Source organism: Candidatus Binatia bacterium, assembly GCA_036493895.1.
Lineage (GTDB): Bacteria > Desulfobacterota > Binatia > UBA1149 > CAITLU01 > DATNBU01.
On sequence record DASXOZ010000053.1, the window covers coordinates 76,798 to 101,556 of the forward strand.

Here is a 24,759-nt window from a genome sequence, read left to right on the forward strand (position 1 = left end):
GCTCTCAAGTCTCCCCCAGTGCAAGCGCCGTTTACGATGGAATCGGAACGGCCCGGAACCGCCGTTCGTGAACGACCGAACCATGGCCCCGGCTGAAACAGGACTCGGTCGCTGTGGAATCCTTGGCGGAAGACGGGACGCGGCGGGGACCTCCTCCCAAAAGCGGGACACCACATGGCTGGAGAATTCCCTCCTGGAAGCGCGGGCCGGCCGCCGCACGATCCATGGTCACCGGCCCAGGTAAATCGTGATGAACACGTTGCTGCCCGTCACGATGGTGTTGTCGCTTTCCCAGTCGGACACGTCGATGTCGATCTCGGTCGGCGACGCCGCCGTGACCGTATCGTTGGTGACACCGTAACTCGCTGCCTCGGCGGTCGTCTGCACGACCACCTTCGATACGTCGATGTCGGATGGGTATTTGCCCATGAACTTGACCGTGTGGTAACCGGGAGCGTTGACCGATGCCGTCACGCTGGCCGTGCCTCTGCCACCGAACGTCACGATGGTGCCGTCGGCGTTGACCTTGGCATAGCCCACGGGTGTTCCTTTCTTCGCGACCGATGCGACGGTGCTCGCTGCGGCCGGCAGCGCGCCCGCGATGACAGCGCACGCGAACAGTATCGAGATCGCGAATGCCTTCATTTTCGGGTTCCTCCCTGTTGGTGTTTGCAAAAAACTCTCGTCGTTTGTGACGAGCCCCACGTCGCCCGCGCCGGCGCGACCTCGCGCTCGTATCGGGCCGCCGACCGCAACACGAGGGGGGGCGAGCCGTCAGGCCGGGAGGGACACGCAACGGTCCTGCCCACCGCGCGATGGCGGGTCTCGCCGCGGAAGCGGCCGGCGTGGGCGCGGGGTGCTCATTGGTGCGCTCGAGCCCTGCGAAAGCGTCGAGCGTGGCAGTCCGTTTGTGAGTGTTCCTGCGTAGTGAGGCGCCCTACCGCTTGCGAGGCTTCGAGGACGCCTTCTCGAGTACCTCGAACTGCACTCGTATCGGCGCGCCGACGCGGAACGCCGATGCGAGCAAGACCGTTACTCCTTTACCAGCGTCGCGGTGATAGTGGCAGTGAAGCCGAGCCCCATCCCCGCGCTCGTGGGAATGAGCCGGAATCGCCCGGATCGATCCTGCAAACCGGACTCGACTCCTGCGACCGCTTTCGGGTCGCCGCTGAGACACGCCCCGACTCCGGCGCTCGCGGCGATGTCGGCCGCCGAGTTCGTGCCCGGGCAGTCAGCCGGAACATCCGGCGGCGACTGCAGGAGACTTCGTGCTCGGCGAGTCATCCGCGGGGCCGGCCATTGAGGCCGATCCCGCGGCCGGTCGCCGGGGACGTGGCTGGCTTCATCCGGACCCTATCGTCCCCACGGAATCGAGAGATGCCGGGATCGGTCCGGTACCTTAGTGAACATAGTCACATCTCGGTTCGAACCCCACGTGGCAAAGCTGCCAGGGGTTCCTTCTTTCCGCCCTCTCACGCACGGCGGCTGTCCGCGCGTCGCAATTCTGACGACATCTTTTGCCGGATCTGACAATCGGCTGGCAGCGGCACTCGCATAAGTCCAGCAAATTCAGCTCCCCGGCTACGCCAACCCGGCCGGTCGCATGCGGCACGCATCGTGCTGAACAGCGCAGGGGGAACCACTCCTGAGTGGAATCGCCGTCGCCCGAGACCGGAAGGAGGTTCTTGCCGATGCCACCGCAACCGTTTGCCGGTTCCGCACACGCTTAGTTTCTCGGCTCGTCACGAGCACGGCGGTCGCTGGATCGCTGTTTCGTGACACGCACTCGTTGCCCGGCGCTTGCCTGCTTTACGGCGGGCGCGCGCATCGAAGGGGAAGGTGCGTGCCATTTTTCACAGTGGAAGCTCGCTGCAGCGCGTACGCCGGCAGCGGGGACCGATTCTCGGCCCGCGCCAGCGCCGGCGCGCTCACGTGTTCCACATCGCGTGAGCGCAGCTGCCCGTCCAGTGCCGAAAAAGGAGTAGGACCATGCCCAATTGCCGGAAGCAGAAAACAGCCACCGACGACGCACAACCGTGCGTCCGTAGAGGGTTCGCTTCACGACTGCAGCGTCGCGAGGCGCTCGTCGCGAAGAGAAACCGTCTGTTCTTTCAGTTGTGCGCAACCGTCGTTACCACGGCAGCATTCCTCGCGCTCACCGCCGCTTCATCGTCGGCGGCGGCAGATCGCTACGTGAACCACACGGGAGGCGTCAACGCTCCGGGCTGCACGAGCGTCGCAAGCCCCTGCCTTACCATCAACTACGCACTCAGCCAGGCCGTGGCCGGGGATACCATCCACGTCGCCGCCGGAACCTATGCCGAGAATGTTTCGATCGCCCTGAACAACATTACGCTGCAAGGCGCAGGAGCCGGCACGAACCCGGCGCTGCATACCATCCTGGAGGGGACCGGAATCGGTGCCTCCCCGGGCATCTGGGTCCGGGGCAGCAAGACCGGCGTCTCCATCCTCGACCTTCGCGTGCAGAACTACGCGAGCAACTCCGGCATTTTCGGCGAAGTCGGCAACGACAACCTGACGATCGACGGCGTGGACACGGTGGCCAACAACACCACCAATGCCGTCAACGGGGGTGGCATCTACCTGAACGGACCCGTCCAGAACGTGCTGATCAACAACGTGCTCTCGGACGGGAACAAGAGCCGCGGCATCGTCCTCTGGAACGGGTTCAAGAAGAACATCACGATCACCAACTGCACGGTGACGAACAACAACTGCTGCGGCATCGAGCTGCAGGACGGCACGGCGTCCGGCGTGACCATCCAGAACAACCTCGTCCATGACCAGACAGACAGCGGCATGTCCACGCTCGGCCTGACCAGCGGCGCGGGTCCCAACATCATCTCCGGCAACACCGTGCGCGACAACGGGCGCTTCGGGATCGAAGTGAAGATGCCCAACGGAACCGGTCTCGAGAGCGGCGACGGCAGCATCGTCTACCGCGACAACCTCGTCGAGCGCACCGTCGCGACGCCCGTCGATGCGCGCGACGTCGCCGGTATCGCGGTCTACCGCCGCGCATGGACCGTGGGGCAGGGCTATGCCGATATCCCGAACGGCGTGGTCGTCAAGGAGAACACCATTCGCGGCTTCCAGCAGCCGAGCACAAGCGATGGTTTCGGCATCGTCGTCGAAGGCACCAACATGAAGGTGCTCAACAACACGGTGACCAACAGCGACGTCGGGATCCAGATCCAGCAGGGACACCTTCCCTACACGGCCAATGCGGCGGTCGACGGCGACCAGTCGAACCTGGCCGATGCCGACTTCGGCCGCGGCAACTCGCCGACCACCTCGGGCACCATCGCCTTCAACAGCGTGGCGGGAAACACCGTCGGTATCCGAAACGTGAACGTCGCCGCCTCCAGCGCCATCCAGACCTGCAACTGGTGGAACAACATCTCGGGCCCGACGGCGGCATCCAATCCCGGCGGCAACGGCGCGGCCAAGACCGGCAATGGCGCCTTCGCGCCGTGGCTCGTCAACGGCACCGATGCGGACCCCGCCACCGAAGGCTTCCAGCTTCCGGCGTCGATCACCGTCACGCCGACCGGCGCGCCGAACGCAGCCGACAACAACTTCACGCGCCTCGCCAACGCGGTCGAATGCGCGGTCGACAACCAGACCGTCAACGTTTCGGGCATCTTCAGCTGGACCGAGCCGAATGCATCGGCCCGCTGGGCAAAGGGCATCGACGACACGCCCGGCACCGATGACGACTACTGGATCCAGATGCCGGCCAACGTCGACGGCGTGACACTGACGGCGGCGAGTCTCGGCGCGGGCACGATCAACGGTCCCGGCGACCTGCCACTGGTCGATCTCGAAGGCTTCATCGGCGCGTGCGACGGCGGAACCCACCAGAACTGGACGATCTCGAACCTGGAGATCAACGACATGGATCTCGGGATCGGGTTGTTCGGATGCGGACCCTCCAACGCCTACAACGGCGTCACCCTCACCCACAACCATATCCGGGTTGCCACCGACCTGAACGCCTCGTTCGCGCCTGCCGACGTCGACCAGAACATCGGCATCCACTTCTCGTACGGCGTGGACCAGATGATCTCGAACAACCTCATCGACATCCCGGGCAGCGGTGTGAGCGATTCGGCGACGGGCAACTACGCGTCGTCGGTCGGCATGCAGTCGAACACGAGCGGCGGCTCGGTCTACGACGGCCTGATGATCCAGGGGAACACGGTCGAGGTCCTCGGCAACCAGTACGCCGCCAATCCGGAAACGATCCTGGGCATCTGGGAGAACTCGCACGGGCACACCGGAAACGTCACGGTCGCGAACAACCACTTCGTGAACCTCGGCAGCGGCAACAACCCGGCGCTCAACCTCGAGCGCGCGTTCCGCGTGACGTCGCACTCGGGACCAACCAGCACGGTCACCTATTCGGGCAATACCGTCTCTGGCGCCAATCTCGGCTTCCAGTGGATCGCCGGCTCGGACTTCTCCGCGCAGCAGCCGATCGATTTCACCGGCAACGTGATCGACAACGTCGCCACCGGCGTGCTCGTGCAGTCCAACGGCAAGGCGGACATGACCTACAACCACATCACGAACGCGGCAACCGGCATCAGCGTGGTGAACGGATCGGTCGTCAACCTGGAATGCAATGCGCTGCTGACGAACGCGACGGCGATCGTGGCGCCGAGTGCCGGCGTCTCGGCCGACCAGAACAACATCTCGGACAACGGCGTCGGGATCGACGTAGTGGCGAACTCCGGCAGCGGAACTTCGGTATTCGGCCCGACCAATCGAATCGCCGGTAACAGCACCTTCGGTGCGCGCAACGTGACACCATTCACTATCAGTGCCTCGGGCGACTGGTGGGGCTGTCCGACAGGCGCCAACACCGGCGTGTGCGATGCGACGTCCGGATCGTTCAACACCAGCGGCTTCCTCGCTACCAGCCTGAACGACACGGACGGCGACGGGTACCTCGACGGCGTCTGCGATCCGGACAGCGATGCGGACGGCGTGCCCAACGCGATGGACAACTGTCCGACGGTGCCGAACCCCGATCAGCTCGACTCGGACGGCGATCTGGCCGGCGATGCCTGCGATCCGTGTCCGCATGACCCGCTCGACGACGTCGACCACGATGGTGTCTGCGGCGACGTCGACAACTGCCCGACCGTTGCGAATCCGAGCCAGACGGACGCCGACGGCGACGGCGTGGGCGCCGCGTGCGAGAGCTGCGATGCGGATCCGGCCAAGACCGCGCCAGGCTCCTGCGGATGCGGCGTGGCCGACGTCGATACCGACGGCGATCTCACGCTCGACTGCCATGAGACCTGCCCGACGGATCCGACCAAGACCGCGCCGGGGCAGTGCGGATGCGGCGTGCCCGACACGGACACCGATGGCGACGGAACGGCCAACTGCAACGACCTCTGTCCGGCCGATCCCGCAAAGGTGACGCCGGGCCAGTGCGGATGCGGCACCGCCGATACCGATAGCGACGCCGACGGAACGGCCAACTGCAACGACCTCTGTCCGGCCGATCCCACAAAGGTGACGCCGGGCCAGTGCGGATGCGGCGTGGCCGACACCGATACCGACGCCGACGGAACGGCCAACTGCAACGACCTCTGCCCGGCGGATCCGGCGAAAACGGCCCCCGGTCAGTGCGGATGCGGCACGGCCGACACGGACACCGATCACGATGGAATCGCGAACTGCGTCGACGCCTGTCCTCTCGATCCGCTGAACGATGTGGACGGCGACGGAGTCTGCGGCAACATCGACAACTGCCCGACCGTTGCCAATCCCGACCAGGCCGACATCGACGGCGATGGCATCGGCAACGTCTGCGACACTTCCGATACGGCAGGATCCCTGCAACTGAGCCAGGTCGCGATCAAGGCCGGCGACTCGACAACCGGCAAGCTCGCGAAGATCCGCTTCAGCGGTCTCGTCGTCGATCCGGCGGGCGTCGCGCTCGAGGACGACCTCGCGCTCGGTGATGTGTACCTGACGGTCACCGCCGGCACGTTCACCGGGACAATCCCTCTCGGCACGTGCACGGTGGCCGGTGGACGGATCAAATGCCGCAACGACGTGGCACACGTGCGCGCGCTGTTCTCGCCGGTGGTCCAGGGCATCAACAGCGTCCCGAGCACGTGGAAGCTCAACGTCATGCAGAATCAACTGACGTCGACGGCAACACCGGTCGGGCCGGCGACGGTCAGCCTGGTTCAGCCGACGCCGTCGATCACGCGAAGCGACGACATCTCGGCATGCAACCCGACGCCGTCGGGCCTGAGGTGCCGCGAGCACTGAGCCTGCTGCGATGCGCGACCGGACACCGCAAGGTGTCCGGTCGCGCGCAGTGTGGAAGATTTCCTGGAAAGAGGCGTCCGCCGGCTGCGGCGCGCGGCGGGGCGTCACTCCCGCGAAGCGTCTGCTTCCACAAACGAGGGCGTCGTGCGCAAGGTCGTCAACGTCTCTTCCGTCTCCGGGTTGTTCGGCGAACCTGCGCGCCGTCTACCTTTTCTGCATTCCCGAATCCGACTTCGTTACCGGAGAAGTGCCCGTTGCTTCCGGCGCCTGCGCACCTGAGAGCGCTGTTACGGAGTCGGACGAACGCTGCGCCCGATTCGCAAGACCAGCCAGACGACCAGGTAGATGATTGGCGAAGCGGGTAACGTCCCGAGAAGCCATCCGCCATAGCCGATGCCGGGGCTGTAGATGAACGCCGATCCCACGACGATCAAGACGGTGATCGCCAGTGGCGAAGCTTTCATGGTTGTTCACTGTGCGCAGGACGTCCCACCGGATTCTACGCCGCGGAAGCTTGATCGCGGCGACGACGACGTCCCGCGCCACCTCGAGCTCGCCTCGGAATGTTGCTGGCAGGTACGGCAGTGCCCGCTGCTCCTCACCCACCGCGCTGTTTTCCCTTCGCCGTCAGCACGAGCGGAGTCATCGACTGCGGCGGAGAGTTGTAGACGTCGGCGATGAACGCCGAACAGATCAGCGCCTTTCCGGTCGAGACGACCCTGGCCGAGCCGACACTGAGGAACATCGGGGGCGTCGACAACGGGTGCGTCGAGAAGAACGACGACTGGATGTTGTCCTGCGTGGAGAACATCACCGTGCCGCCCGCCGGTGCCGTCACCGCCGCCGCGTTCGCGTCGTTGCAGGGGTTGCCGCCGGCATCGACGAACAATTCGACGCTGATCGTGACGTCGCTGCTCGACGTGTTCGTGCACGAAAAGATCGTCGCGAGACCGCCCGCGTTGACCACGCCGGAAACGGCGTAGTTCATCACCGATCCCTTGCCGCCGAGTGTCGGAAGCGGGCTGTCGATCACCCCCGCGTACGAAACGCCGGCCACGACAAGCAACGCCAGAGCGGGAATCAGCGAAGATCGATGGAATCTGCCTGTGCCGTTCATCGCCGTTCCTCCTCAGTGCTCGAAGTTCGACCACGCGTCGGGCACCGTGCCGCCCGCCGTAAGGTCGCCGACGCCCAGTGCGCTGACCACGTGCCCCCACGAGTTCGCACCACCAAGCGCATAACCGGAAACACCCGGAGGACAGGCGACGGCGTTGCGGACTACGAGGCAGCGCGTCGTCGTGTTCTCCAGCGTGATGGCCGTGCTCGACGAGCCAGGGCAGTGATTGCCGTCGACGAGCACACGCGACGCCCCTCCCGAGATGAGAATCGCGTTCGTGCACCGGCCGGCGTGGTTTTCCTCGACGGTGACGTCGACTCCCGCCACCTGGATGCCGGTGGTGCAGTCGCTGGCGTCGTTTTCGGCAACGACGCTGCTGTGGGATCCGCTCGACGGGCTCACGAAGTATCCCGTCGGGCAGCTGCAAACGCGGTTGCCGGTGAGGATTCCTCCGCCGCTTCCGACGCTGATGCCGGTCCCGTCGTTGTTCAGGACGAAATTGTCTTCCATCGTGCAAGGACCGGGCGAGGACAGGCCGCCTCCCGTGCTGTCGATGACGACGCATTCCTCGATGATGCCGTCGCGATCGACCGACAACTGCCCGTGCGTGCAGGCGAGCACGCTGCAATCGTCCATCGTGCCGCCGGCTCCGAGCGCGCAGGCGCCGAGCCCGGCCGAGCTCGTGCTCGCATCGCAAAGATGGAACCAGACTTCCTCGCAGTAGCAGTAGAGGGAGTTCGACAGGTTGATGCAGGTCTGCTGCCAGCCCGAGAAGCCGAGGTCGTAGATGCCGATGCACTGTTGTGGGCTCGGCGTGCGAATGCACTCTCCGGTGCCCGGCGCCCCGACCATGATCCATCCGTCGCCTTCGATCTCGACGTGGTCGCAGAGAACTTCGACGCACGCCTTGCCCGGCACGCCGGTAATGTTGGCGACCATGTAGTAGACGCCGGGATCGGTGATCGAGAACTGCGCCGTCGGCGTGCTCGGGCAGCTCGTGATCGGCTTTCTCGCTTCCGCGAGGCCCTCGTCGGTGAACGCGATCTTGTTGTAGATGTTGTTCATCGTCGGTCCCGTCGGACCGAGCGGCCCCGGGTCTCCGCACGATGCAGCGCGCGCAGTGCGCGCCATCGCCAGCGCGCCGGCCGCGCCGATGCCGGCAAGCAGCATTCGTCGTTCGCGATCGTATCCCATGGTCCCTCCAGGTCGCTCGGACACGGGAATGCCCGGCGTTGTTCGGAGCGCGAAGGCTCCCTCCGCACTCGCGTGCGGCTGGGATCGTACGTCCCCGGCAATCGCAGCGTCAACGACTCACACGACGATTTGTCACGCGCGGCGAATCAATCGTGCGTGAGTCGACAATGCGGACGATGAGCGACGATCACCCACCATTCGAGGGGTGAGATTTGTTCCGGATACGCGACTCGTAGTCGTTGAACGACTGTTCAGTGGCGTTGATGACAGTCGACGCGACGATACGAGACGTTGCGCACGAGCCTCCTCCGGCAGTCCGCGCAGCAACGCCGCCAGATCCTTCCTCCGCCGAACCGGTTGAAGAACCCGACCTCGAGCGCAGGACATCGTCGTCGCCGACCCGGCCTCGCGAGCTCGGCAACAGGTTCCGGCGCGAGGAGCGACCCCGTCAAAGGGATATATATAAGGATCACTGCCGCGGTTTCCCCCTGATTCCTCCCCAGACCACGGGCTGCAGGCGTCGATGAGTGTAGTTTCCTTCACAAAACCAGCCTCCATCGGCCTGTCGGCAGCCTCGTGACGGCAATGCCCCTGACAATACCTGTCGGCAGCGCGGTGATCCGCGCCAAAATGTTTGACGGAACGGAGACTTAGGCCTAGCCTTCCACCGGACTCCCGGGAGCTGGTTCCCGGCGGGCGGGGAAGGAGAACTCGATCATGGCCAGATTCCTGTGGACGCTCGCGAGCGTCTCCGCAATGACGTTGATCCTGGGCACCGCGCCCGCTGCGCGCGCGGCCTCTTGCGGCAACGGCGTCGTCAACAACACCGAAGAATGCGACGACGGTAACGCCACCAACGGCGACGGCTGCAGTGACACCTGCACCATCGAGAGCGGCTGGGCCTGCGTAGGCACCAACCCATCGGTCTGTAACCTGATCGTTTGCGGCGACGGCAAGGTCCAAGGCACCGAGCAGTGCGACGGCGGCGGCTGCTGCAACAGCGACTGCACCTTCACCAGCGCGGCCACGACCTGCCGCGGCTCGGCCGGCGTCTGCGACCCCGCCGAGTCCTGCACCGGTTCCACCTCCGCCTGTCCTGACGACGCCAAGAGCAACGCCGTCTGCCGCGCATCAGTCGGAGTCTGCGACACGGCGGAATCCTGCGACGGAACCAACAATAACTGTCCGGCAGACGCGAAGAGCAATGCCATTTGCCGTCCGTCCTCCGGTGTCTGCGATCTCGGCGCCGAGACCTGCGACGGCACGAGCAACAATTGTCCGGCCGACCAGGCTGCACCGGCGGGCACGCTGTGCCGCGCGTCGCTTGGCGTCTGCGACCCGGCGGAGACGTGCAACGGTACCTCGTCGCAGTGTCCCGCCGATGCCAGGAGCACAGCGCTTTGCCGCCCGTCGGCCGGCGTCTGCGACCCCGCAGAGACCTGCGACGGTTCCGCCGCCGCCTGTCCGGGCGACGCCAAGAGCAGCGCCGTGTGCCGCGCATCGCTCGGAGTCTGCGACCCGGCAGAGTCCTGCGACGGGACCAACAACGCCTGTCCGGCCGATACGAAAAGCTCGGCCGTATGCCGCCCGAACTCCGGCGTCTGCGATCTCGGCGCCGAGACCTGCGACGGCACGAGCAACAATTGTCCCGCCGATCACGCCGCACCGGCGGGCACGCCCTGCCGCGCGTCGGTTGGCGTCTGCGATACGGCGGAGTCGTGCGACGGCACCTCGTCGCAATGCCCCGCGGATGCGAAGAGCACGGCGCTGTGCCGCCCGTCGGCAGGCGTCTGCGACGTTGCCGAATCCTGCGACGGTACCAACAACAACTGCCCGGCGGACGCGAAGAGCAACGCCGTATGCCGTCCGGCGGTCAATCCGAATTGCGACGTGGCCGAGTCGTGCGACGGAACCAGCGTCGACTGCCCACCCGACCAGCTCGTCAACTGCTCGGACAACGACAACATCGCGTGCACCTCACCGACCTGCCTGGCCGACGGCGGCTGCTCGATCATCGACAATTGCGTCGAGATCTGTCGCGGCGCCGGCTTTTGGCAGAACCACAGCGGCGAGGAGAAGGACGGCGCGAACGTCGGGCAGGACGTGCTCGATGCCGGCGGCTCGATCGAAGTCTGCGGCCAGACCATCGACACGACCGCCGACCTCGGCAACCTCGACGACCTGCTCGAAGGTCTCTGCATCCGCGTGCAGGGCGTCAAGCAGCGCCAGCTCTACCGCCAGCTCATCACGACGGCGCTCAACTGCCAGATCAGCGAAGGCGGCACCTGCGACCAGATCACCGGCCGCTTCCTCACCGTCAAGTTCAGCGACTGCAACGCGCTGTGCGCCGGCGATCCGGTTGACGGTGGCCCGACGCTGCAGGAATGCGTCAATCAGCTCGAATGCTTCAACGGCGGCGGCCGCATCGAGAACGGCGTGTGCGCCACGGGCACCTGCGCAACGGATACCGAAACGTTCTGCGGCAATGATTCCGGCGACTGTCCGGACATCGACGGGCAGCCCCAGGCGTGCGTGAGTTTCGACGGCAACTGCGCGAGCGCCCAGCTCTGCAGCCAGGATCTGGACGCTCCGGCGCAGATCTGTCCGAAGGTCCGGGCCGCCTCGAGCCCGCAGACCTGCCATGACGCTCGCCTCGACGGCTGCACGATCGACAGCTGCCAGTGACACGGACGTACTGACCCCTGGCGGTGCCCTCGCACCGCAACCGACGGGCGGAGCTGCGATGCGGCTCCGCCCGTCGCCGTTTGCGGGTCCCGCTCGCTAGCGGGTTGCGTCCGCGTGACGACTTCCGCGGTATCCCTCCCTCCCCGTGGCGATGCGCGCAACAGCCTGCATTTGGCGAATCCGGTTCTCATGATAGATACCCCGCCGTCCGCCGCCCCCGCGCGGCGCCTCCTCCCTTCCCGACGAGGCCTCCCATGTTTTCCCTCCAGACCATCTTCGGCAAAGGCGACAAGTTCTACGGCCTGCTCGAATCCAGTGCCGCCGCGTCCACCGAAAGCGCCCGGGCGCTGCTCGACCTGCTCGGCACGCCGCGCGCGCAGCGGTCCCTCGAGAAGTTCAAGCTGGCCCGCCAGCACTCCAAGGACCTCAACGCGAAGATCAGCGAAGAGCTGGTCAACACCTTCGTGACGGCGCTCGAGCGCGAGGACATCGAGACGCTCAACGGGGCGCTGTACCGCATTCCGAAGATCGTCGAGAAGTTCGCCGAGCGCTACATGATCGCGGCCGGGCGAATCGGCGAAGTCGATTTCATTCCACGCGCCGCGATGCTGGAGAGATCCAGTGAAGTGATCGAGGAGATGGTCGGCCAGTTCCGCAAGGGCTTCAACCTGGAGACCACCAAGAACCTGAACGACAGGATGCAGGCCATCGAGAACGAAGCGGACCGGATGATCCTCGAGCTGTACCGCGACAGCTACACGAGCGAGACCGACACGATGCGCTACCTGATCCTGAAGGACCTCTTCGAGATCCTCGAGCGCGGGATCGACCGCTGCCGCGACGCCGGCAACGTCATCCACCAGATCGTCCTCAAGCACTCCTGACGGTTACTGCCGGTGCTCTCGCTTCTGTTGCTGGTGATCGCAGTGGCCCTGGTGTTCGAGTACATCAACGGCTTTCACGATACCGCCAACTCGATCGCTACCGTCGTCGCGACCAAGGTGCTGACGCCGTCCCAGGCCATCCTGCTCGCGGCCAGCACCAATCTTCTCGGCGCGATGTGGGGCACGGCCGTCGCCAAGACGATCGCGTCCGGTCTCATCGACACGAACGTCGTCGAAGTCACTTCGCCGATCCTCATCTGTGCGCTGCTCGGCGCCATCGTCTGGAACCTGATCACGTGGTACGTGGGCCTGCCCTCTTCGTCGAGCCATTCGCTGATCGGCGGGCTTTGCGGAGCGGCGCTTGCCGCCTCGCACAACCGCTGGTCGGCGCTGATCTGGTCCCAGCCTGCCACTCCGTGGTGGACCGGAAAGGGCCTGCTCTGGAAAGTCCTGGTGCCGATGGTCACGTCTCCGGTGGCCGGCTTCGTCATCGGATTCCTCGTGATGGGACTGCTGTTCGCGCTGATCGCAGGCATGAGCAACCTCGGAGGCACCTTCGCGCGCATCGTGCGTACACGCCGCGTCACCGCCTTCTTCGCCAAGGCGCAGCTCCTGTCGGCCGGCTACATGGGATTCGCCCACGGCAGCAACGACGCGCAGAAGACGATGGGAATCATTGCGCTCGCGCTCGTCGCGGCCACCAGCGCGGGAGCGCTCGATCACGTTCCACCGTGGCTTTCTTTCCTTCGCCTCCAGGCAGACAGCGGCCACGAAATGTACATCCCGCTGTGGATCAAGCTCACCTGCGCAACGACGATGGCGGCCGGAACCGCGGCCGGCGGCTGGCGCATCATCAAGACGCTCGGTCACAAGATGGTCAAGCTCGACCCGATCAACGGCTTCGCCGCCGAGACCAGCGGCGCGAGCGTGATCCTGGTGGCTTCGTCGCTCGGCATCCCCGTATCGACGACACACAACATTTCGGCCGCGATCATGGGCGTCGGCGCCGCCAAGCGCTTCAACGCGGTCAAATGGACGGTCGTCGAACGAATGATCTGGGCGTGGGTGCTGACGATTCCGGCCACCGGATGCGTGGCGTGGTGCCTGGTCAAGGCATTGCAGATTGGCGGGTGGCAGTAAGGCCGGATGCGGCGCCCGGCTCGCGACGGGCGACGGGAGCTGTCCAGCAGCCCCGCCGCCGCATGCTTCAGGTCTGTCTGTCGGCCGGTTCCCTAAATCAACGTCGTCGTCGGCGTCGACAGCGTCGTGGTGGGTGAAGGTACAGTCGTCGTCGGCGACGTCAGTGTGGTCGTCGGAGAAGCCAGGGTCGTCGTCGTCGCTGCCAGCGTCGTCGTTGTCATCTCGAATTCCGTCGTCGTCGAGATGGCGAGCGTCGTCGTCGTGGCGCCGGGCGAGCCGCCACAACTCGCGCGACAGTCTCGCGCGGTGGTCTTGCAGATATCCGAAGAGCCTCGCGCGGTGGACGTACATCCGTCGATGCAGCCGTGGTGGCCAGTCCCCGCTGCGCAGCCCTGGATACAGGTGTTTCCGCCGGCAGCGACGTCATGTGCGCACTGGCCAAGAGCCTGGCCGCACTGTCCGAAACAGTCTGCCGAATTGCCGCCGGGCTCGCCGTCCTGGCCGTGGGAATCTCCGTCATCGACGGTTTCCCCGTCCGGCGTGTGCTCCCCCGGCGACCCGTCATCCGATATTCCGCCATCCGAGGTTCCGCCTCCGGAATTTCCTCCGTCCGTCGGCGGTTCGACGCTGATCACACCGTCCTTGCAGGTCTGGATGCAGCTGAAGACTCCACTTCGACACGTGTCCTTCGTCGTTGCGACGATGTCCATGCACCCGATCACGCAGCTTCCCATGTCTCCGCTGACAGCGTCCGTCAGGCATTGGACCTTGCAGTCCCGAGTTGCGGGGCGAACGGCTGCCGCGCACTGCTTCACGCTGCGGTGGCAAGTCCTCCAGCAGTGTTGCGCCGAAGCCTGCGTCGAAAGCGCGAGGAGGACCGCAATCGTGAGCAAAATCGCACGGCGCAGTCGGCGCATCGTAAGAGACGTTGTCATCGTCGATTCTCCTGTCGAGGGTGGTCGTTTGCGGAGCAATCTACAGATGGGAAAGAAGCTACACGGCAGTCGCCTTCCGGCAATACGTGTCACGACGATTCCTCGGCGCCTCCACCTCGGATGCGGGAACCGACGCACCTATGCGATGCGTGCCGACGGCGGTTTTTGAACCGGACGCACTCCGTTGCGCGACAGGCAGCGGCGCGCATCGGCGCGCATCGGCGCGCATCGGTCGGCGCGCATCGGCGCGCATCGGAAGGGTCGCCTCCCTGATGCGCAGGCGGCGGTCGGGCGCCAGATGGATCGCCGGGCAAAGCGGCCGACCACGCGCCGGTGCTTCGCGGGACTTTCGGGGTGTCGCGGATTCTGGCTGGAGTTTGACCGTTCCGTCTTCTATCGACCGCGCCCCAATTGTCTCAACCCCATCGGCGGGTCATGATTACGGCCGCTTCGATCGTCGGCGATTCGAACGATCTGGTGTCTATCGCGCAGGGGGTGTCCTTGAGAACTTTCGCTCGTCGTCAAGCTTCATCGCCGGTTTTCTCGCCACGCGCAGCACTCGTGGTGGCGCGCTCGATCATCCCCGTCCTGTTGATGGTCCCGGTGCTGGCAACGGCGCAGACCCGCGACCACCTTCAGTGCTTCAAGATCAAGGACAACCTGGCCAAGCAGGCATACACGGCCGACCTGACGACCGATACGGGCAAACGGGAGTACGAGCGGCACCTGCACGCCGTAGTGTTGGTCCGAAAAGAGTGGCCAGCGGGCCCAAGGAGTCCACGTGACCTCTCTGCTCATCCACGCGGGCCTTGGCCTGCTGACCATCGTCGCGTTCTTCTACTTTAACGCGCACCTGTTTCGCGGCGATTGGACCGGATCGAGCGCAACCTGGGTCGAGAGGGCGTACTGGCTGACGGCGGTCGTCTCGGTCTGCATCGGCTGGTACTTCAACACCCGGTACGTATTCACCTATCCCGCCGAGGCGAGCTGGGTGCATTTTACCAAAATGCTGTTCGACAACCCGGCCAGCGGCTCTGCCGGGCAGGACATGATCCTGACGAACGTGGTACTGTTTCCGCTGTGGACGATGATCGACGGACCTCGCCGCGGCCTGCGCGGCACCTGGGTCTATTTCGTGATGAGCCTGTTCACGAGCTTCACGTTCGCCGTAGGATTCTACCTGGCCGCGCAGGAGCGGCAGCTTCGCTGGAACGCCGCGCACGAAGGCTGATGCGATGAGCTTCGACTACGACGTCATCGTCGTCGGTGCCGGCCACAACGGTCTGGCGGCCACCGCCCTTCTCGCCGGGCGCGGACTTCGCGTTCTTTGCCTCGAGAAGAACACCTATCCCGGCGGCATGGCGGGTACGCGCGAGATCCTGACCGGTTGCCGCAACGACGTCGGCGCCAGTCTCCTTTTCCCGCTTGCCGACGAGATCGAGCGTGAGCTGGAGCTGGAACGATACGGCGTCGAAATGATCGACCTGCCGATCATGGCGTGCAACGTCAATTCGCGCGATGCCCCTGCGGCGGTCTTTTATTCGAGCCCGCTGCGCATGGCCGCCTACGTGCTGCGCCATTTCGGCGCCGGTGCGATGCTCGGCTTCGTCCGGTTGATGGCATTCTGCAAGTACCCGGCCAGCGTGATGCATCGATTCACGCCGCGCAGCCTGCCGCAGACGCTCGACGAGCTGCTTGCGAGCGCACCGAACGAGAAGAAACGACGCCAGCTGGAGCTCGTGTTCACCGGCAGCGCGATGGACCTCGTCAACCGGTTCCTGCCCGACGAGCGGCGGCACCGCACGCTGCGTGCGCTCGTCGCGTTCGCCGCAGTGCAGTCCACGTACAAGGGGCCGTTCACTCCCGGCAGCGCACTCTGCCTCGTCTACACGTTCGCCCAGAAAGACGGCGGCGGGCTGATGCGCCGCGTGCGCGGCGGGATGGGATCGCTGTCGGAGGCGCTGTGCCGCTCGATTGCCGACAAGGGCGGAGAAGTCCGGCTGAAGACGCCGGTTCGCCGCATCCTCGTCGAGGAAGGGCGCGCGGTGGGCGTCGAGCTTCGCGACGGAGCCCGACTGACCGCCAGGGCCGTCGTGTCGAACCTCGACAAGCCCGCGACGCTTTTCGGCCTCGTCGGGCGCGGAAACCTCGACGAGGAGACGATCCGGCGCATCGAGAACATCGAGCACCGCGGCGCGTACATGCACATGCTCTTCAAGCTGAAGCGCCTGCCGAAGTACGGGCCTCCGTTCGAGCACCTCAACGCCGATCCGCGCACGCGCTTCAACACGACGCTGGTGCCGGACCCCGACCTGCAGCAGGCGAGCTACGAAGCGTGCCGCCGCGGGGAAGTGCCGTCGCACCCGCCGGTGGGCATGCAGATCCCGACGGTAATGGATCCGGCCCTTGCGCCCGAAGGGTTCCACATCGCGACGACGTACGGGTTCTTTTTCCCGTGCGAGGCTGCGCGCGAGCATCGCGGCCCGCTGCGCGACCAGATGGCGGAGCGAATCCTGGATCGCCTGAGCGAATTCCTGCCCGACCTGCGCGACTGCATCGTCGAGCGCGCGGTGTTTTCCTCCGACCACTTCGCGGCGATGCAGGGTGCGACCAACGGCGATTTCACGCACGGTCTCATTCATCCGGAGCAGATGATCGGGGGGCGCCTGCTGGTGCCCGGCTCGGCGCACGCGACACCAATCGCGGACCTGTACCTGTGCGGAGCCTCGTGCCATCCGGGTCCCGGCGTGACCTTCCTGCCGGGGTATGGAGCGGCATACGAGGTGGCCGCGGCGCTCGAACGCCAGACGACGGTTGCGGCGCGCAGGGCGGCGTAGCAGGAGTCCACTTGCGCCGGCCTGTTCGAGGCCCGCATTCTTCGAACTTGCATCGTGCCGCGGCTACGTTCGTCCCTTCGATGCCCGACTCCTCTTCGGTCGACCCTTACGACTACTGGCACCGCCGCCTCAGCAGCACCTCGGACTGGCTCGTCCTCTCCGGGGACCTCGATCCCGTGCGTTCGCGGGCCGAAGCGCAGATCCGGCAATGGCGCCGGGCCGGCATCACTTCGATCCTCGACCTGCGCATCGAATGGACCGACGAAGACCTCGTTCGCGAGATCGCGCCGGAGTTGTCGTACTGGCACGTCGGCGCCGACGATGACGGCAACCCGCGCGACGATGCGTGGTTCGACGCAGGCCTCGGTGCGTGGCGCGACGCCATGACGAATCCTCACGCGCGAGTGCTCGTGCACTGCCACATGGGAATCAACCGCGGTCCGTCGATGGGGTTTCGCCTGATGCTGGCGAAGGGCGATGCACCGCTGGCCGCTCTCGACGCGATCCGGCGCTCGAGGCCGATCGCCGGGCTCGCGTATGCCGCCGATGCTCTCGACCACCATCATCGCAGCGTCGGCACCAGGCCTGCGGTCCGCGAGCGCGAGCTCGAACAGCTTGCGACGTGGATGCGAAGTCAGGGAATCGACCTGGACACGGTGGTGCGGCGCCTTCGCACGCGGATTTCATAAGCCGCGCGCCGGCGTCGCGAACGCCAAGCGTCAATCGCCCATTCCCGGCACGACTCGTCGCGCGTACGGCCACCGATGCGCGGCCGATGCTTCAGCCCTGGATTTTCTTCAGCAGCGCGCCCGCGTCATCGACGTTGCCGCCGATGTGCGCAGTCAGTCTCTGGCCGGAATTCGTTGCTTCCCGCTCTACCCTGGCACTGCCGTCGTAGAGCTTGCGCGCGACATCCTGCAGCGCGGGCTGTGTGGCCGCCCAGCCTTCGGCGTCGTTCGGCGCACGAAGCCGGTCGTTCGCGACGACCTCGACGCGATCGACGTGGAATCGCGATCCGGGCAGCGACGATTCCGCCGTCAGCGCCTGTACCGCAAGCAACCCGACGCGCAGCGTGTCCGCAAGCGAGACCGCGCCGGCACCGCCGCGCAGCTTTCGCTGCACGGTAAGACCCGCCTTGCCGTCGAAACGGTCGGCGAAAATGTTGTACTCGTGGCTGACGAGCAGCACGCCGGGCCCGTCCTTCACGTGCGCGTAGTCGGCGACGTCGATCAGCACCAGCGGAAGAGTCTTCTGCTGGATCCAGCGATGAAACACGGGAATGTGCGCCTCGGGATCAAAGCGCTCCGGCTCGCGCGCGGCGAACTTGACGACCCAGCGGTCAGTTCCCATCACCTGCCCCCATCCACTGTGCCCTAAACTGCCGGTCCTTCCAGCCTGCCGCGTTCATGCCTGCCGCGTTCATGCCTGCCGCTCTCATGCATGGCGCGTTCATGCGCCGAGCCTGCCGAGCGCACCGCCCGCGGTCTTCGATTCCATCATGCGCGCGTAGCACGCGTGGCACGCTTCGATGAAAAGCTGCGCCTCTTCCACGCGGCGGTGCGCCTCGTCGAGATCGCGCACCTTCGTGCCGTTTTCGGCGGCGGCCAGCAGGTAGCCCGACTCCTGGCGCCCGACGAAGCGGTCGAAGAAGCGCTCGTTGTCGAGGAAACGCTCGCGGAACAGCGGCAGCACGACCTTTGCATCGACCTTGACGTCGACATCCTCGAGCTTGAGCAGTCCCTGCGCAGCGCGGACCATCGCCTGAAACGCGAGCTCCGAAGCCTGGTCGGCGCGGTGCACGACCTGCTCGTCGTCGAGCAGCACCGAGGCATCGAACGCGAGGCTCTCGGCCTCGACGAGGCTGAACTCGGTGAGGCTGACGACCTCGCCGGCGCATTCGCCGACGCCGATGTCGCCGATCGTGTACTCGCGCACGTCGTGCCAGTCCACGTAGAAGTCGGGCCTGGCGTCGTGAGACGGAACGGGGGTCAGCGGGTTGAGCAGATCCTTGACGGCTTTCTTCCCGGTGCGTCCCACCCAGTCGCGGAATTTCTCGCCGTTCGTGCGTCCCTCCATGTAGCTCTTCAGCAGCAGGTCCACGGTTTCGGGAATCCGCTTGCTCGGCACGGCGCCGAGCGCGAGGCCGTAACTTCCGCCGTTGTTCTGCCACTCGCCGCCGAGGATCACCTGGAAATGCGGCACGCGGTAGGGACCGACGTTGCGCGAGCTTCCGTAGAAGCCGATGTCGGCCACGTGGTGCTGGCCGCAACTGTTCGGGCAACCCGAGATCTTGATGCGAAGGTCACGAAGGTCGGCGTCGAGCTCGAGCTGTCGCGCGTAAAGGCGCGTGCGAACTTCGGCCGCAAGTCCTCGCGAGCTTGCGACGCCGAGCTTGCAGGTGTCGGTGCCGGGGCACGTCGTCACATCCACGATCGATGCGGCGCCGGGAATGTTCAGCCCGATCCTGGCCAGCTCGTTGTACACTGCGACGAGATCCTGTTCGTGCACCCAGCGCAGGATCAGGTTCTGCTCGACCGTCGTGCGAAGCGCATCGCGCGTGAAGCGACGGATCAACCCGGCGACGGCGCGTCCCTGCTCGGACGTGAGATCGCCGAGCGGCAGCGTGATCGATACCGCGACGAATCCAGCCTGGCGCTGGGGATACGCGTTGGTGCGGCGCCAGTCTTCGAAACCCGGCGCGGGCTTCGCGCTGCCGTCGCTGGCCGGCTCCGGCAGGTGCTCGATCGTCGACTCGTGTGCGGTCGCCAGCCATTCGCTCCAGCGCGGGTCGGCCTCGAGTACCTTTCGCTCCTCTTCGACGAGGCGGCGGAACTCGTCGATGCCGAGCTTGGCGACGAGGAACTTGATGCGCGCCTTGTTGCGGTTCTTCTTCTCGCCGAGGCGGGCGTAGACGCGAGAGACGGCCTGGCTGAGAGGCAGCATTTCCGCCTCGGGCAGGAACTCGTAGAGGTCCTTCGCGATGTGCGGCACCGGGCCGAGCCCGCCGCCGACGACGACGCGGAATCCACGCTCCTCGCGCCCGTCCACCACGCGGGTGCGCGCGACGAAGCCGAGATCGTGAATCGTCACGAGGCCGCACGAGTACTGCTCGCAGCCGCTGTAGGCGATCTTGAACTTGCGCCCGAAGTCCTGGACGTCGCGGTGACCGAGCAGGAAGAACGTCTCGGCCTTCGCGTACGGCGAAATGTCGAACGCCTCGTCGCGGCAGATGCCGGCGAGCGGGCAGCCGGTGACGTTGCGAACGCTGTTGCCGCACGCTTCGCGCGTCGTGACACCGACAGCTGCGAGACGGCGCTGAAGATCGGCGCTGTCTTCGATGTGCACGTAGTGGAGCTGCACGTCCTGGCGCGTGGTCACGTGGAGGATCGCGTCGCTGTATTCCTCGGCGCACTCGGCAATCGCCTCGAGCTGTTCGGCGCTCATGCGGCCGAACGGGATCTTGATCCTCTGCATCCCGGGCGCGTCCCATTCCGTGTCGGGACCTTTGGTCAGTCCCTTCTGGGGGAAAGCCAGGTCCTGGGTCGCCAGCCCGTCGTGACGGCGACCGTTGTCGTAGCGCTGGCCGTAGGCGCCGCGGCGAAGGCGGACTTCGGCAAAGACGCGCTCCTCGATCTTGCGCTGCTTGCGCAGCTCCATCTGGTTTTCGAAGGCGTCGATCTCGTCGCGCCACTGGGCCGGAATGCGGTCCGCAAGCTTTTCGCGCCAGCTCGTCTCGCTCATGGTCTGTCTCCTACTCGGCGCGCCCGCTGTACGGGCGCTATGCTCGGCGCGCCCGTTACACGGGCGCTATGCTCGGCGCGCCCGTTTTCACGGGCGCCCTGTCCGACGTGCCCGCTGTACGGGCGCTATGGTCGCCCGCGGCTCAATCGGGACCGCCGGGGCCGGCCATTGTGCCTGCGCTCGCTTGAGAAGTCCCGCGGGGGCGGCGCTCGAAAGCGCAAAGCGCGATCTTCCGGGGGAAGGGCGGCGTCCGGATCCTCCGACAGAGCCCGGCCACGACAGCCCGCGGGTGCGAACTCGGTCCGATTTCGACGACGACAGTATCGGTACTTGCCGCCGGGGTTGTAGCGACCGTCACGCTGGCGGCGGCTCGCGTCATACCGCCTGCGTCGACCGCTTTGCGCCCGTGCTTCCCCACCACCGAGAGTCTGGAACAAGCCTCTGCCGCGTCCCGACTCGAGCTCGACGCCGACCTGCACTGCGACCAGGCCCTCGCCGATCCGTATCCGCTCTATCGTCGCATCCCCGATTTCGGTGCGGCGGTCTGGCTACCGGCGCACGGCATCCGGGCAATCGACCGCTTCGCCGATATTCGCGCCGCGCTGCTTGCCGATTCGGTTCTGCTGTCGGGGCACGGAGTCTCGTCCAATGCCGAGATCAATGCCCAGGCCGGGCGCGTCACGCTGACGACAGACGGCGACATCCATCGCCAGCTTCGCCCCGTCGTGATGCGACCGAGGACGCGGGCCATGCTCGCGCGCCGCGAGAACATCGAGCTCGGCAAGACGCAGCTCCGGCTGAGCAACGTGCTGCACGGCTACGGCAGTTTTCCCGCGCGCTTTTTGCAGGATTCCCGGAACCGCGAATGCGCGGCCGGCTCGTCCGCCCCGCCGCCGCCGAGTCCTTGTCGTGCCTTCGCCGTTGGAGTAAATCTGCGGCAATGAGCAAGGGCACATCGATCCGCGCCTTCGACTACGTCAACCATCCTTACGAGCAGGTGAGAGCGGCCCTTGCCGGCGACGCCCGCCGGCTTTTCCGCAGCGCGACGACGTCGGCCGCTGCCCGCGCGCGCACAGTGGCCAGCCAGCTTCGCGTCGATGTAGCGGGCATCGAAGTGGCCACCGACATCACGATTGCGGTGGAAAAAATCGAAGAGCGCGAAGAGTCCGCGGGCCCGGTCCCGGAGATCCGCCTGCATCTTACGTGGGAAGCTGCCAACTCGCCGCACCTGTTTCCGTTCATGCGCGCCGAGCTTGCCGCCTATCCGCTTACATCCACGGAAACGCAGCTCGATCTCTCCGGTAACTACCAGCCGCCGCTCGGCGCTCTCGGCCGCGCGCTCGACGCCGCCGTCGGACACCGCATCGCCGAGGCGTCGGTTCACCGCTTCATTACCGAAGTCGCCAATCATCTGAGGACCACGCTCGTCTGATGGCCGCCAAGCCGGATTTCCGCGACCTTCCGCTGTTCCGCGACCTTCCCGTCCGCAAGGACGCGCCGCCCGAATCGAACTGGGGCGTTTTCGGCGACGATGACGAGCTCGGGTGCCTGAACTTCCTCACGCCCGAAGGGGTCGTCGATGCCGCGCGCCTGGTACGCCGCGGCCGCGTGTTCCGCCTCGACACGCCGATCAACTACGCAAGGCCTCCCCTTTTCAGCCGCAGTCCGGCCCAGCACAAGATCATCAGCTTCGAGCCGTTCGGGCTGCTCGGCCACGACGATTCACTCGACAACTACAACACGCAGGAAGGCAGCCAGTGGGACGGCCTCGGGCACATCGGACACCTGCGTCACCGCGCGTACTATAACGGCGTCACCGACGACCAGATCCAGGACGGCACCGGCGGAAAGCTCGGCATTCACCTGTGGTCGAATCGTTTCGTCGGCCGTGCAGTTCTGATCGACGTTCGCAAGCATACGCACGACGGGGGGCGCGCAATCGATCCGTTGAGCAGCGCGCACTACACGCTCGCCGATCTCGAAGAGGCGCTGGCTGCGCAGAAGACCAGGCTCGAGCCGGGCTCGATCCTGCTGGTGCGCACCGGTTGGGTCGGCGCCTACATTGCAGCTTCCGACGAGCAGAAAATTGCGATGGCTCCGATGAGCGACCTCAAGGCCTGCGGCATCGAGTCCTCGAGCGGGCTGGTCGCGTGGCTCTGGGATCACCGCGTCGCGGCGATCGGCACCGATTGTCCGGCCGTGGAGCCCTGGCCTTGGTCCTTCCAGGACGAGAAGGCCCTGCATTACCGTACGCTGTCGCTGATGGGACTGCCGCTCGGCGAGCAATTCGTGCTCGACGAGCTGGCAGCCGATTGCGCGGCCGACGGCTGCTACGAGTTCATGCTGGTGTCGGTGCCGCTGCATCTTGAAGGCGGCATTGCGACGCCGCCGAACGCGGTCGCGATCAAGTAACCGCAGGCACAGCGGCAGACTGGCGCTCTGCAGCGCGCCGGTCTAGACCGGGGAATCGCGCGATGCGGCTCTTTCCACTGAAGAATTCCTGGCGGATCGTCGCCATCGTGTGCGCGCTGCACGCGGAGCCGGCCCGCGCGCAGGAAACGGCGGCCGAGGAGGTCGAGCTTCGCGCGGAAGTGTTGCGCGTGCTGCCGGTAGACTCGGCGCGGCGCGCGTTCGGAGAGGTCACGGCGCCTACCTCCGGAGAGGCGGAAATTTCCGGCCAGTACTGGGACGGCTGCCTGCGTGGGGCCGTCGAGCTTCCCGCCAGCGGTGAGCACTGGCAGGTGATGCGGCCTTCACGCAACCGCGCGTGGGGTCACCCGGCGATGATCCGGTTCCTCGAGAAATTCGCCGACCAGGCGGCAAAAGCGACGGGCTGGCGCGGGATCCTCATTGGCGACGTCTCGCAACCGCGCGGCGGACCGATGCTGACCGGGCACGCGTCCCACCAGATCGGTCTCGATGCCGACATCTACCTGCTGCCGATGCCGAATCGTGCGATGACGAACGAGGAAATCGAAAACCTGAAGTCACCGTCGCTGCTGCGCGCCGACCGCCGAGACGTCGATCCGAAGGTCTATGCGCCTGCGCATCTGGCGTTGCTTCGCGAGGCGGCGCGCCAACCCGAGGTCGAGCGCGTCTTCGTCAACGCAGGAATCAAGCGCGCGCTCTGTCGCGACGCGGAAAGCGATCGCGAATGGCTGGCCAAGATCCGCCCGGTGATCGGGCACGACTACCACTTCCACATCCGCCTCTACTGTCCGCCGGGCCAGGCCGGCTGCAAGGAGCAGGAGCCGCCGGCCTCCGGCGACGGTTGCGGCAAGGAGCTGGACTACTGGTTTTCCCCGGGGATTCTCGCCGCGAAGCCGTCGCGTACGGGAACGTCGATCTCGCTGCGATCGATGCCGGCGCCGTGCCAGCAGCTCGCCCGCGAGTCGACTCCTGCGTCCATCGCCTCGGTGTCCCACGATGCCTCTGTCGCAACTGCTGCCGGCGCATCGGCACACCGGCATACGAAGGCGACGAGCCGCAGCGCACCCGCGAAGTCGAAGAAAGCGAAAAGCTGAACGCGAGCCGTAGTGTCCTGGCGATGCGCCAGGCCCTCGAGTTCGTCAGGCCCGCGCGAGCGTGATCGCGCCTTCCGGGCAGGCCACCACGCAAAGACCGCACGCCTGGCAGTCGGTCGCCCGCGGCGTGTACGCGGTCTGCCATCCGTGCGCCACGCTGCGAAGCCGGCCGAACAGCGAAAGCGCACGATAATCCGCGTCGTCGATGTCGCATACCTCGAACACCTGGTACGGGCAGACCTCGACGCAGTCGTTTTTGCCCTCGCAGCGGGCGTGGTCGACGACGGGGACGAACGTGCCGGGCGCGGCGCGGCAGTTGTCGCCGGGCCGGCGAGGATGCTCGGCCGCGCGCCGGGCCTTTTCCGTGTCGAGCGAGCCGGCCAT

At 66.0% G+C, this 24,759-nt stretch carries 19 protein-coding genes; 11 read left to right on the forward strand and 8 right to left on the reverse strand.

Annotation, left to right across the window (positions count from 1 at the left end):
• Window positions 1-228: 228 nt before the first annotated feature.
• Window positions 229-645: a hypothetical protein gene (locus VGK20_13230; GenBank protein HEY2775003.1), complete on the reverse strand. Its 417-nt coding sequence runs from the start codon at window positions 643-645 to the stop codon at window positions 229-231.
• A 1,344-nt stretch (window positions 646-1,989) separates the two neighbouring features.
• On the opposite strand from VGK20_13230, the gene VGK20_13235 reads away from it, so the two are divergent.
• Window positions 1,990-6,318, forward strand: coding sequence for a thrombospondin type 3 repeat-containing protein (locus VGK20_13235; GenBank protein HEY2775004.1), 4,329 nt, complete (start codon window positions 1,990-1,992; stop codon window positions 6,316-6,318).
• Window positions 6,319-6,605: 287 nt separating this feature from the next.
• On the opposite strand, the gene VGK20_13240 is transcribed toward VGK20_13235, so the two are convergent.
• The 3 genes from VGK20_13240 to VGK20_13250 form a co-directional block, all read right to left on the reverse strand.
• Window positions 6,606-6,782, reverse strand: coding sequence for a hypothetical protein (locus VGK20_13240; GenBank protein ID HEY2775005.1), 177 nt, complete (start codon window positions 6,780-6,782; stop codon window positions 6,606-6,608).
• A 134-nt stretch (window positions 6,783-6,916) separates the two neighbouring features.
• Window positions 6,917-7,435, reverse strand: coding sequence for a hypothetical protein (locus VGK20_13245; GenBank protein HEY2775006.1), 519 nt, complete (start codon window positions 7,433-7,435; stop codon window positions 6,917-6,919).
• Window positions 7,436-7,447: 12 nt separating this feature from the next.
• Complete coding sequence (locus VGK20_13250; GenBank protein HEY2775007.1) at window positions 7,448-8,629, reverse strand: right-handed parallel beta-helix repeat-containing protein; 1,182 nt, start codon at window positions 8,627-8,629, stop codon at window positions 7,448-7,450.
• 717 nt (window positions 8,630-9,346) lie between these two features.
• Between VGK20_13250 and VGK20_13255 the strand changes: the two genes are divergently transcribed.
• From VGK20_13255 to VGK20_13265, 3 genes are all read left to right on the forward strand, one after another.
• A complete protein-coding gene (locus VGK20_13255; GenBank protein HEY2775008.1) occupies window positions 9,347-11,314 on the forward strand; it encodes a hypothetical protein in 1,968 nt (655 codons plus the stop codon).
• 254 nt (window positions 11,315-11,568) lie between these two features.
• Entirely contained in the window at window positions 11,569-12,198 is a 630-nt protein-coding gene (locus VGK20_13260; protein ID HEY2775009.1) for a pit accessory protein, read from the forward strand.
• A gap of 12 nt (window positions 12,199-12,210) precedes the next feature.
• The gene (locus tag VGK20_13265) at window positions 12,211-13,338 is read left to right on the forward strand and encodes an inorganic phosphate transporter (GenBank protein HEY2775010.1); all 1,128 of its coding nucleotides are present in this window, start codon (window positions 12,211-12,213) and stop codon (window positions 13,336-13,338) included.
• A 92-nt stretch (window positions 13,339-13,430) separates the two neighbouring features.
• Here VGK20_13265 and VGK20_13270 read toward each other — a convergent pair whose 3' ends face one another.
• Window positions 13,431-14,273, reverse strand: a complete 843-nt coding sequence (locus tag VGK20_13270; GenBank protein HEY2775011.1) for a hypothetical protein — start codon at window positions 14,271-14,273, stop codon at window positions 13,431-13,433.
• Between the two features lie 781 nt (window positions 14,274-15,054).
• Here VGK20_13270 and VGK20_13275 point away from each other — a divergent pair.
• From VGK20_13275 to VGK20_13285, 3 genes are all read left to right on the forward strand, one after another.
• Window positions 15,055-15,504, forward strand: coding sequence for a DUF2834 domain-containing protein (locus VGK20_13275; GenBank protein HEY2775012.1), 450 nt, complete (start codon window positions 15,055-15,057; stop codon window positions 15,502-15,504).
• A gap of 4 nt (window positions 15,505-15,508) precedes the next feature.
• Window positions 15,509-17,110: an NAD(P)/FAD-dependent oxidoreductase gene (locus tag VGK20_13280; protein ID HEY2775013.1), complete on the forward strand. Its 1,602-nt coding sequence runs from the start codon at window positions 15,509-15,511 to the stop codon at window positions 17,108-17,110.
• Window positions 17,111-17,190: 80 nt separating this feature from the next.
• Window positions 17,191-17,799, forward strand: coding sequence for a hypothetical protein (locus VGK20_13285; GenBank protein HEY2775014.1), 609 nt, complete (start codon window positions 17,191-17,193; stop codon window positions 17,797-17,799).
• A gap of 91 nt (window positions 17,800-17,890) precedes the next feature.
• Here VGK20_13285 and VGK20_13290 read toward each other — a convergent pair whose 3' ends face one another.
• Entirely contained in the window at window positions 17,891-18,460 is a 570-nt protein-coding gene (locus VGK20_13290; GenBank protein ID HEY2775015.1) for a hypothetical protein, read from the reverse strand.
• 99 nt (window positions 18,461-18,559) lie between these two features.
• The gene (locus tag VGK20_13295) at window positions 18,560-20,851 is read right to left on the reverse strand and encodes a nitrite/sulfite reductase (protein HEY2775016.1); all 2,292 of its coding nucleotides are present in this window, start codon (window positions 20,849-20,851) and stop codon (window positions 18,560-18,562) included.
• Window positions 20,852-21,249: 398 nt separating this feature from the next.
• Here VGK20_13295 and VGK20_13300 point away from each other — a divergent pair, with 398 nt between their 5' ends.
• From VGK20_13300 to mepA, 4 genes are all read left to right on the forward strand, one after another.
• Window positions 21,250-21,795: a hypothetical protein gene (locus VGK20_13300; protein HEY2775017.1), complete on the forward strand. Its 546-nt coding sequence runs from the start codon at window positions 21,250-21,252 to the stop codon at window positions 21,793-21,795.
• On the forward strand, window positions 21,792-22,283 hold the full coding sequence (locus VGK20_13305; protein ID HEY2775018.1) for a hypothetical protein: 492 nt from the start codon (window positions 21,792-21,794) through the stop codon (window positions 22,281-22,283). The genes VGK20_13300 and VGK20_13305 overlap by 4 nt, the downstream gene beginning before the upstream one ends.
• Window positions 22,283-23,263, forward strand: coding sequence for a cyclase family protein (locus VGK20_13310; GenBank protein HEY2775019.1), 981 nt, complete (start codon window positions 22,283-22,285; stop codon window positions 23,261-23,263). Before VGK20_13305 ends, VGK20_13310 begins: the two co-directional genes overlap by 1 nt.
• A gap of 62 nt (window positions 23,264-23,325) precedes the next feature.
• On the forward strand, window positions 23,326-24,375 hold the full coding sequence (gene mepA / locus VGK20_13315) for a penicillin-insensitive murein endopeptidase (GenBank protein ID HEY2775020.1): 1,050 nt from the start codon (window positions 23,326-23,328) through the stop codon (window positions 24,373-24,375).
• Window positions 24,376-24,420: 45 nt separating this feature from the next.
• On the opposite strand, the gene VGK20_13320 is transcribed toward mepA, so the two are convergent.
• Complete coding sequence (locus VGK20_13320) at window positions 24,421-24,759, reverse strand: 4Fe-4S binding protein (protein HEY2775021.1); 339 nt, start codon at window positions 24,757-24,759, stop codon at window positions 24,421-24,423.

Bases quoted from the DNA above. Each gene is read 5' to 3' on its own strand.
- VGK20_13230 (HEY2775003.1), bottom strand. From the start codon at position 645: ATGAAGGCATTCGCGATCTCGATACTGTTCGCGTGCGCTGTCATCGCG.
- VGK20_13235 (HEY2775004.1), top strand. From the start codon at position 1,990: ATGCCCAATTGCCGGAAGCAGAAAACAGCCACCGACGACGCACAACCG.
- VGK20_13240 (HEY2775005.1), bottom strand. From the start codon at position 6,782: ATGAAAGCTTCGCCACTGGCGATCACCGTCTTGATCGTCGTGGGATCG.
- VGK20_13245 (HEY2775006.1), bottom strand. From the start codon at position 7,435: ATGAACGGCACAGGCAGATTCCATCGATCTTCGCTGATTCCCGCTCTG.
- VGK20_13250 (HEY2775007.1), bottom strand. From the start codon at position 8,629: ATGGGATACGATCGCGAACGACGAATGCTGCTTGCCGGCATCGGCGCG.
- VGK20_13255 (HEY2775008.1), top strand. From the start codon at position 9,347: ATGGCCAGATTCCTGTGGACGCTCGCGAGCGTCTCCGCAATGACGTTG.
- VGK20_13260 (HEY2775009.1), top strand. From the start codon at position 11,569: ATGTTTTCCCTCCAGACCATCTTCGGCAAAGGCGACAAGTTCTACGGC.
- VGK20_13270 (HEY2775011.1), bottom strand. From the start codon at position 14,273: ATGACAACGTCTCTTACGATGCGCCGACTGCGCCGTGCGATTTTGCTC.
- VGK20_13280 (HEY2775013.1), top strand. From the start codon at position 15,509: ATGAGCTTCGACTACGACGTCATCGTCGTCGGTGCCGGCCACAACGGT.
- VGK20_13285 (HEY2775014.1), top strand. From the start codon at position 17,191: ATGCCCGACTCCTCTTCGGTCGACCCTTACGACTACTGGCACCGCCGC.
- VGK20_13290 (HEY2775015.1), bottom strand. From the start codon at position 18,460: ATGGGAACTGACCGCTGGGTCGTCAAGTTCGCCGCGCGCGAGCCGGAG.
- VGK20_13295 (HEY2775016.1), bottom strand. From the start codon at position 20,851: ATGAGCGAGACGAGCTGGCGCGAAAAGCTTGCGGACCGCATTCCGGCC.
- VGK20_13305 (HEY2775018.1), top strand. From the start codon at position 21,792: ATGAGCAAGGGCACATCGATCCGCGCCTTCGACTACGTCAACCATCCT.
- VGK20_13310 (HEY2775019.1), top strand. From the start codon at position 22,283: ATGGCCGCCAAGCCGGATTTCCGCGACCTTCCGCTGTTCCGCGACCTT.
- mepA (HEY2775020.1), top strand. From the start codon at position 23,326: ATGCGGCTCTTTCCACTGAAGAATTCCTGGCGGATCGTCGCCATCGTG.
- VGK20_13320 (HEY2775021.1), bottom strand. From the start codon at position 24,759: ATGGCCGGCTCGCTCGACACGGAAAAGGCCCGGCGCGCGGCCGAGCAT.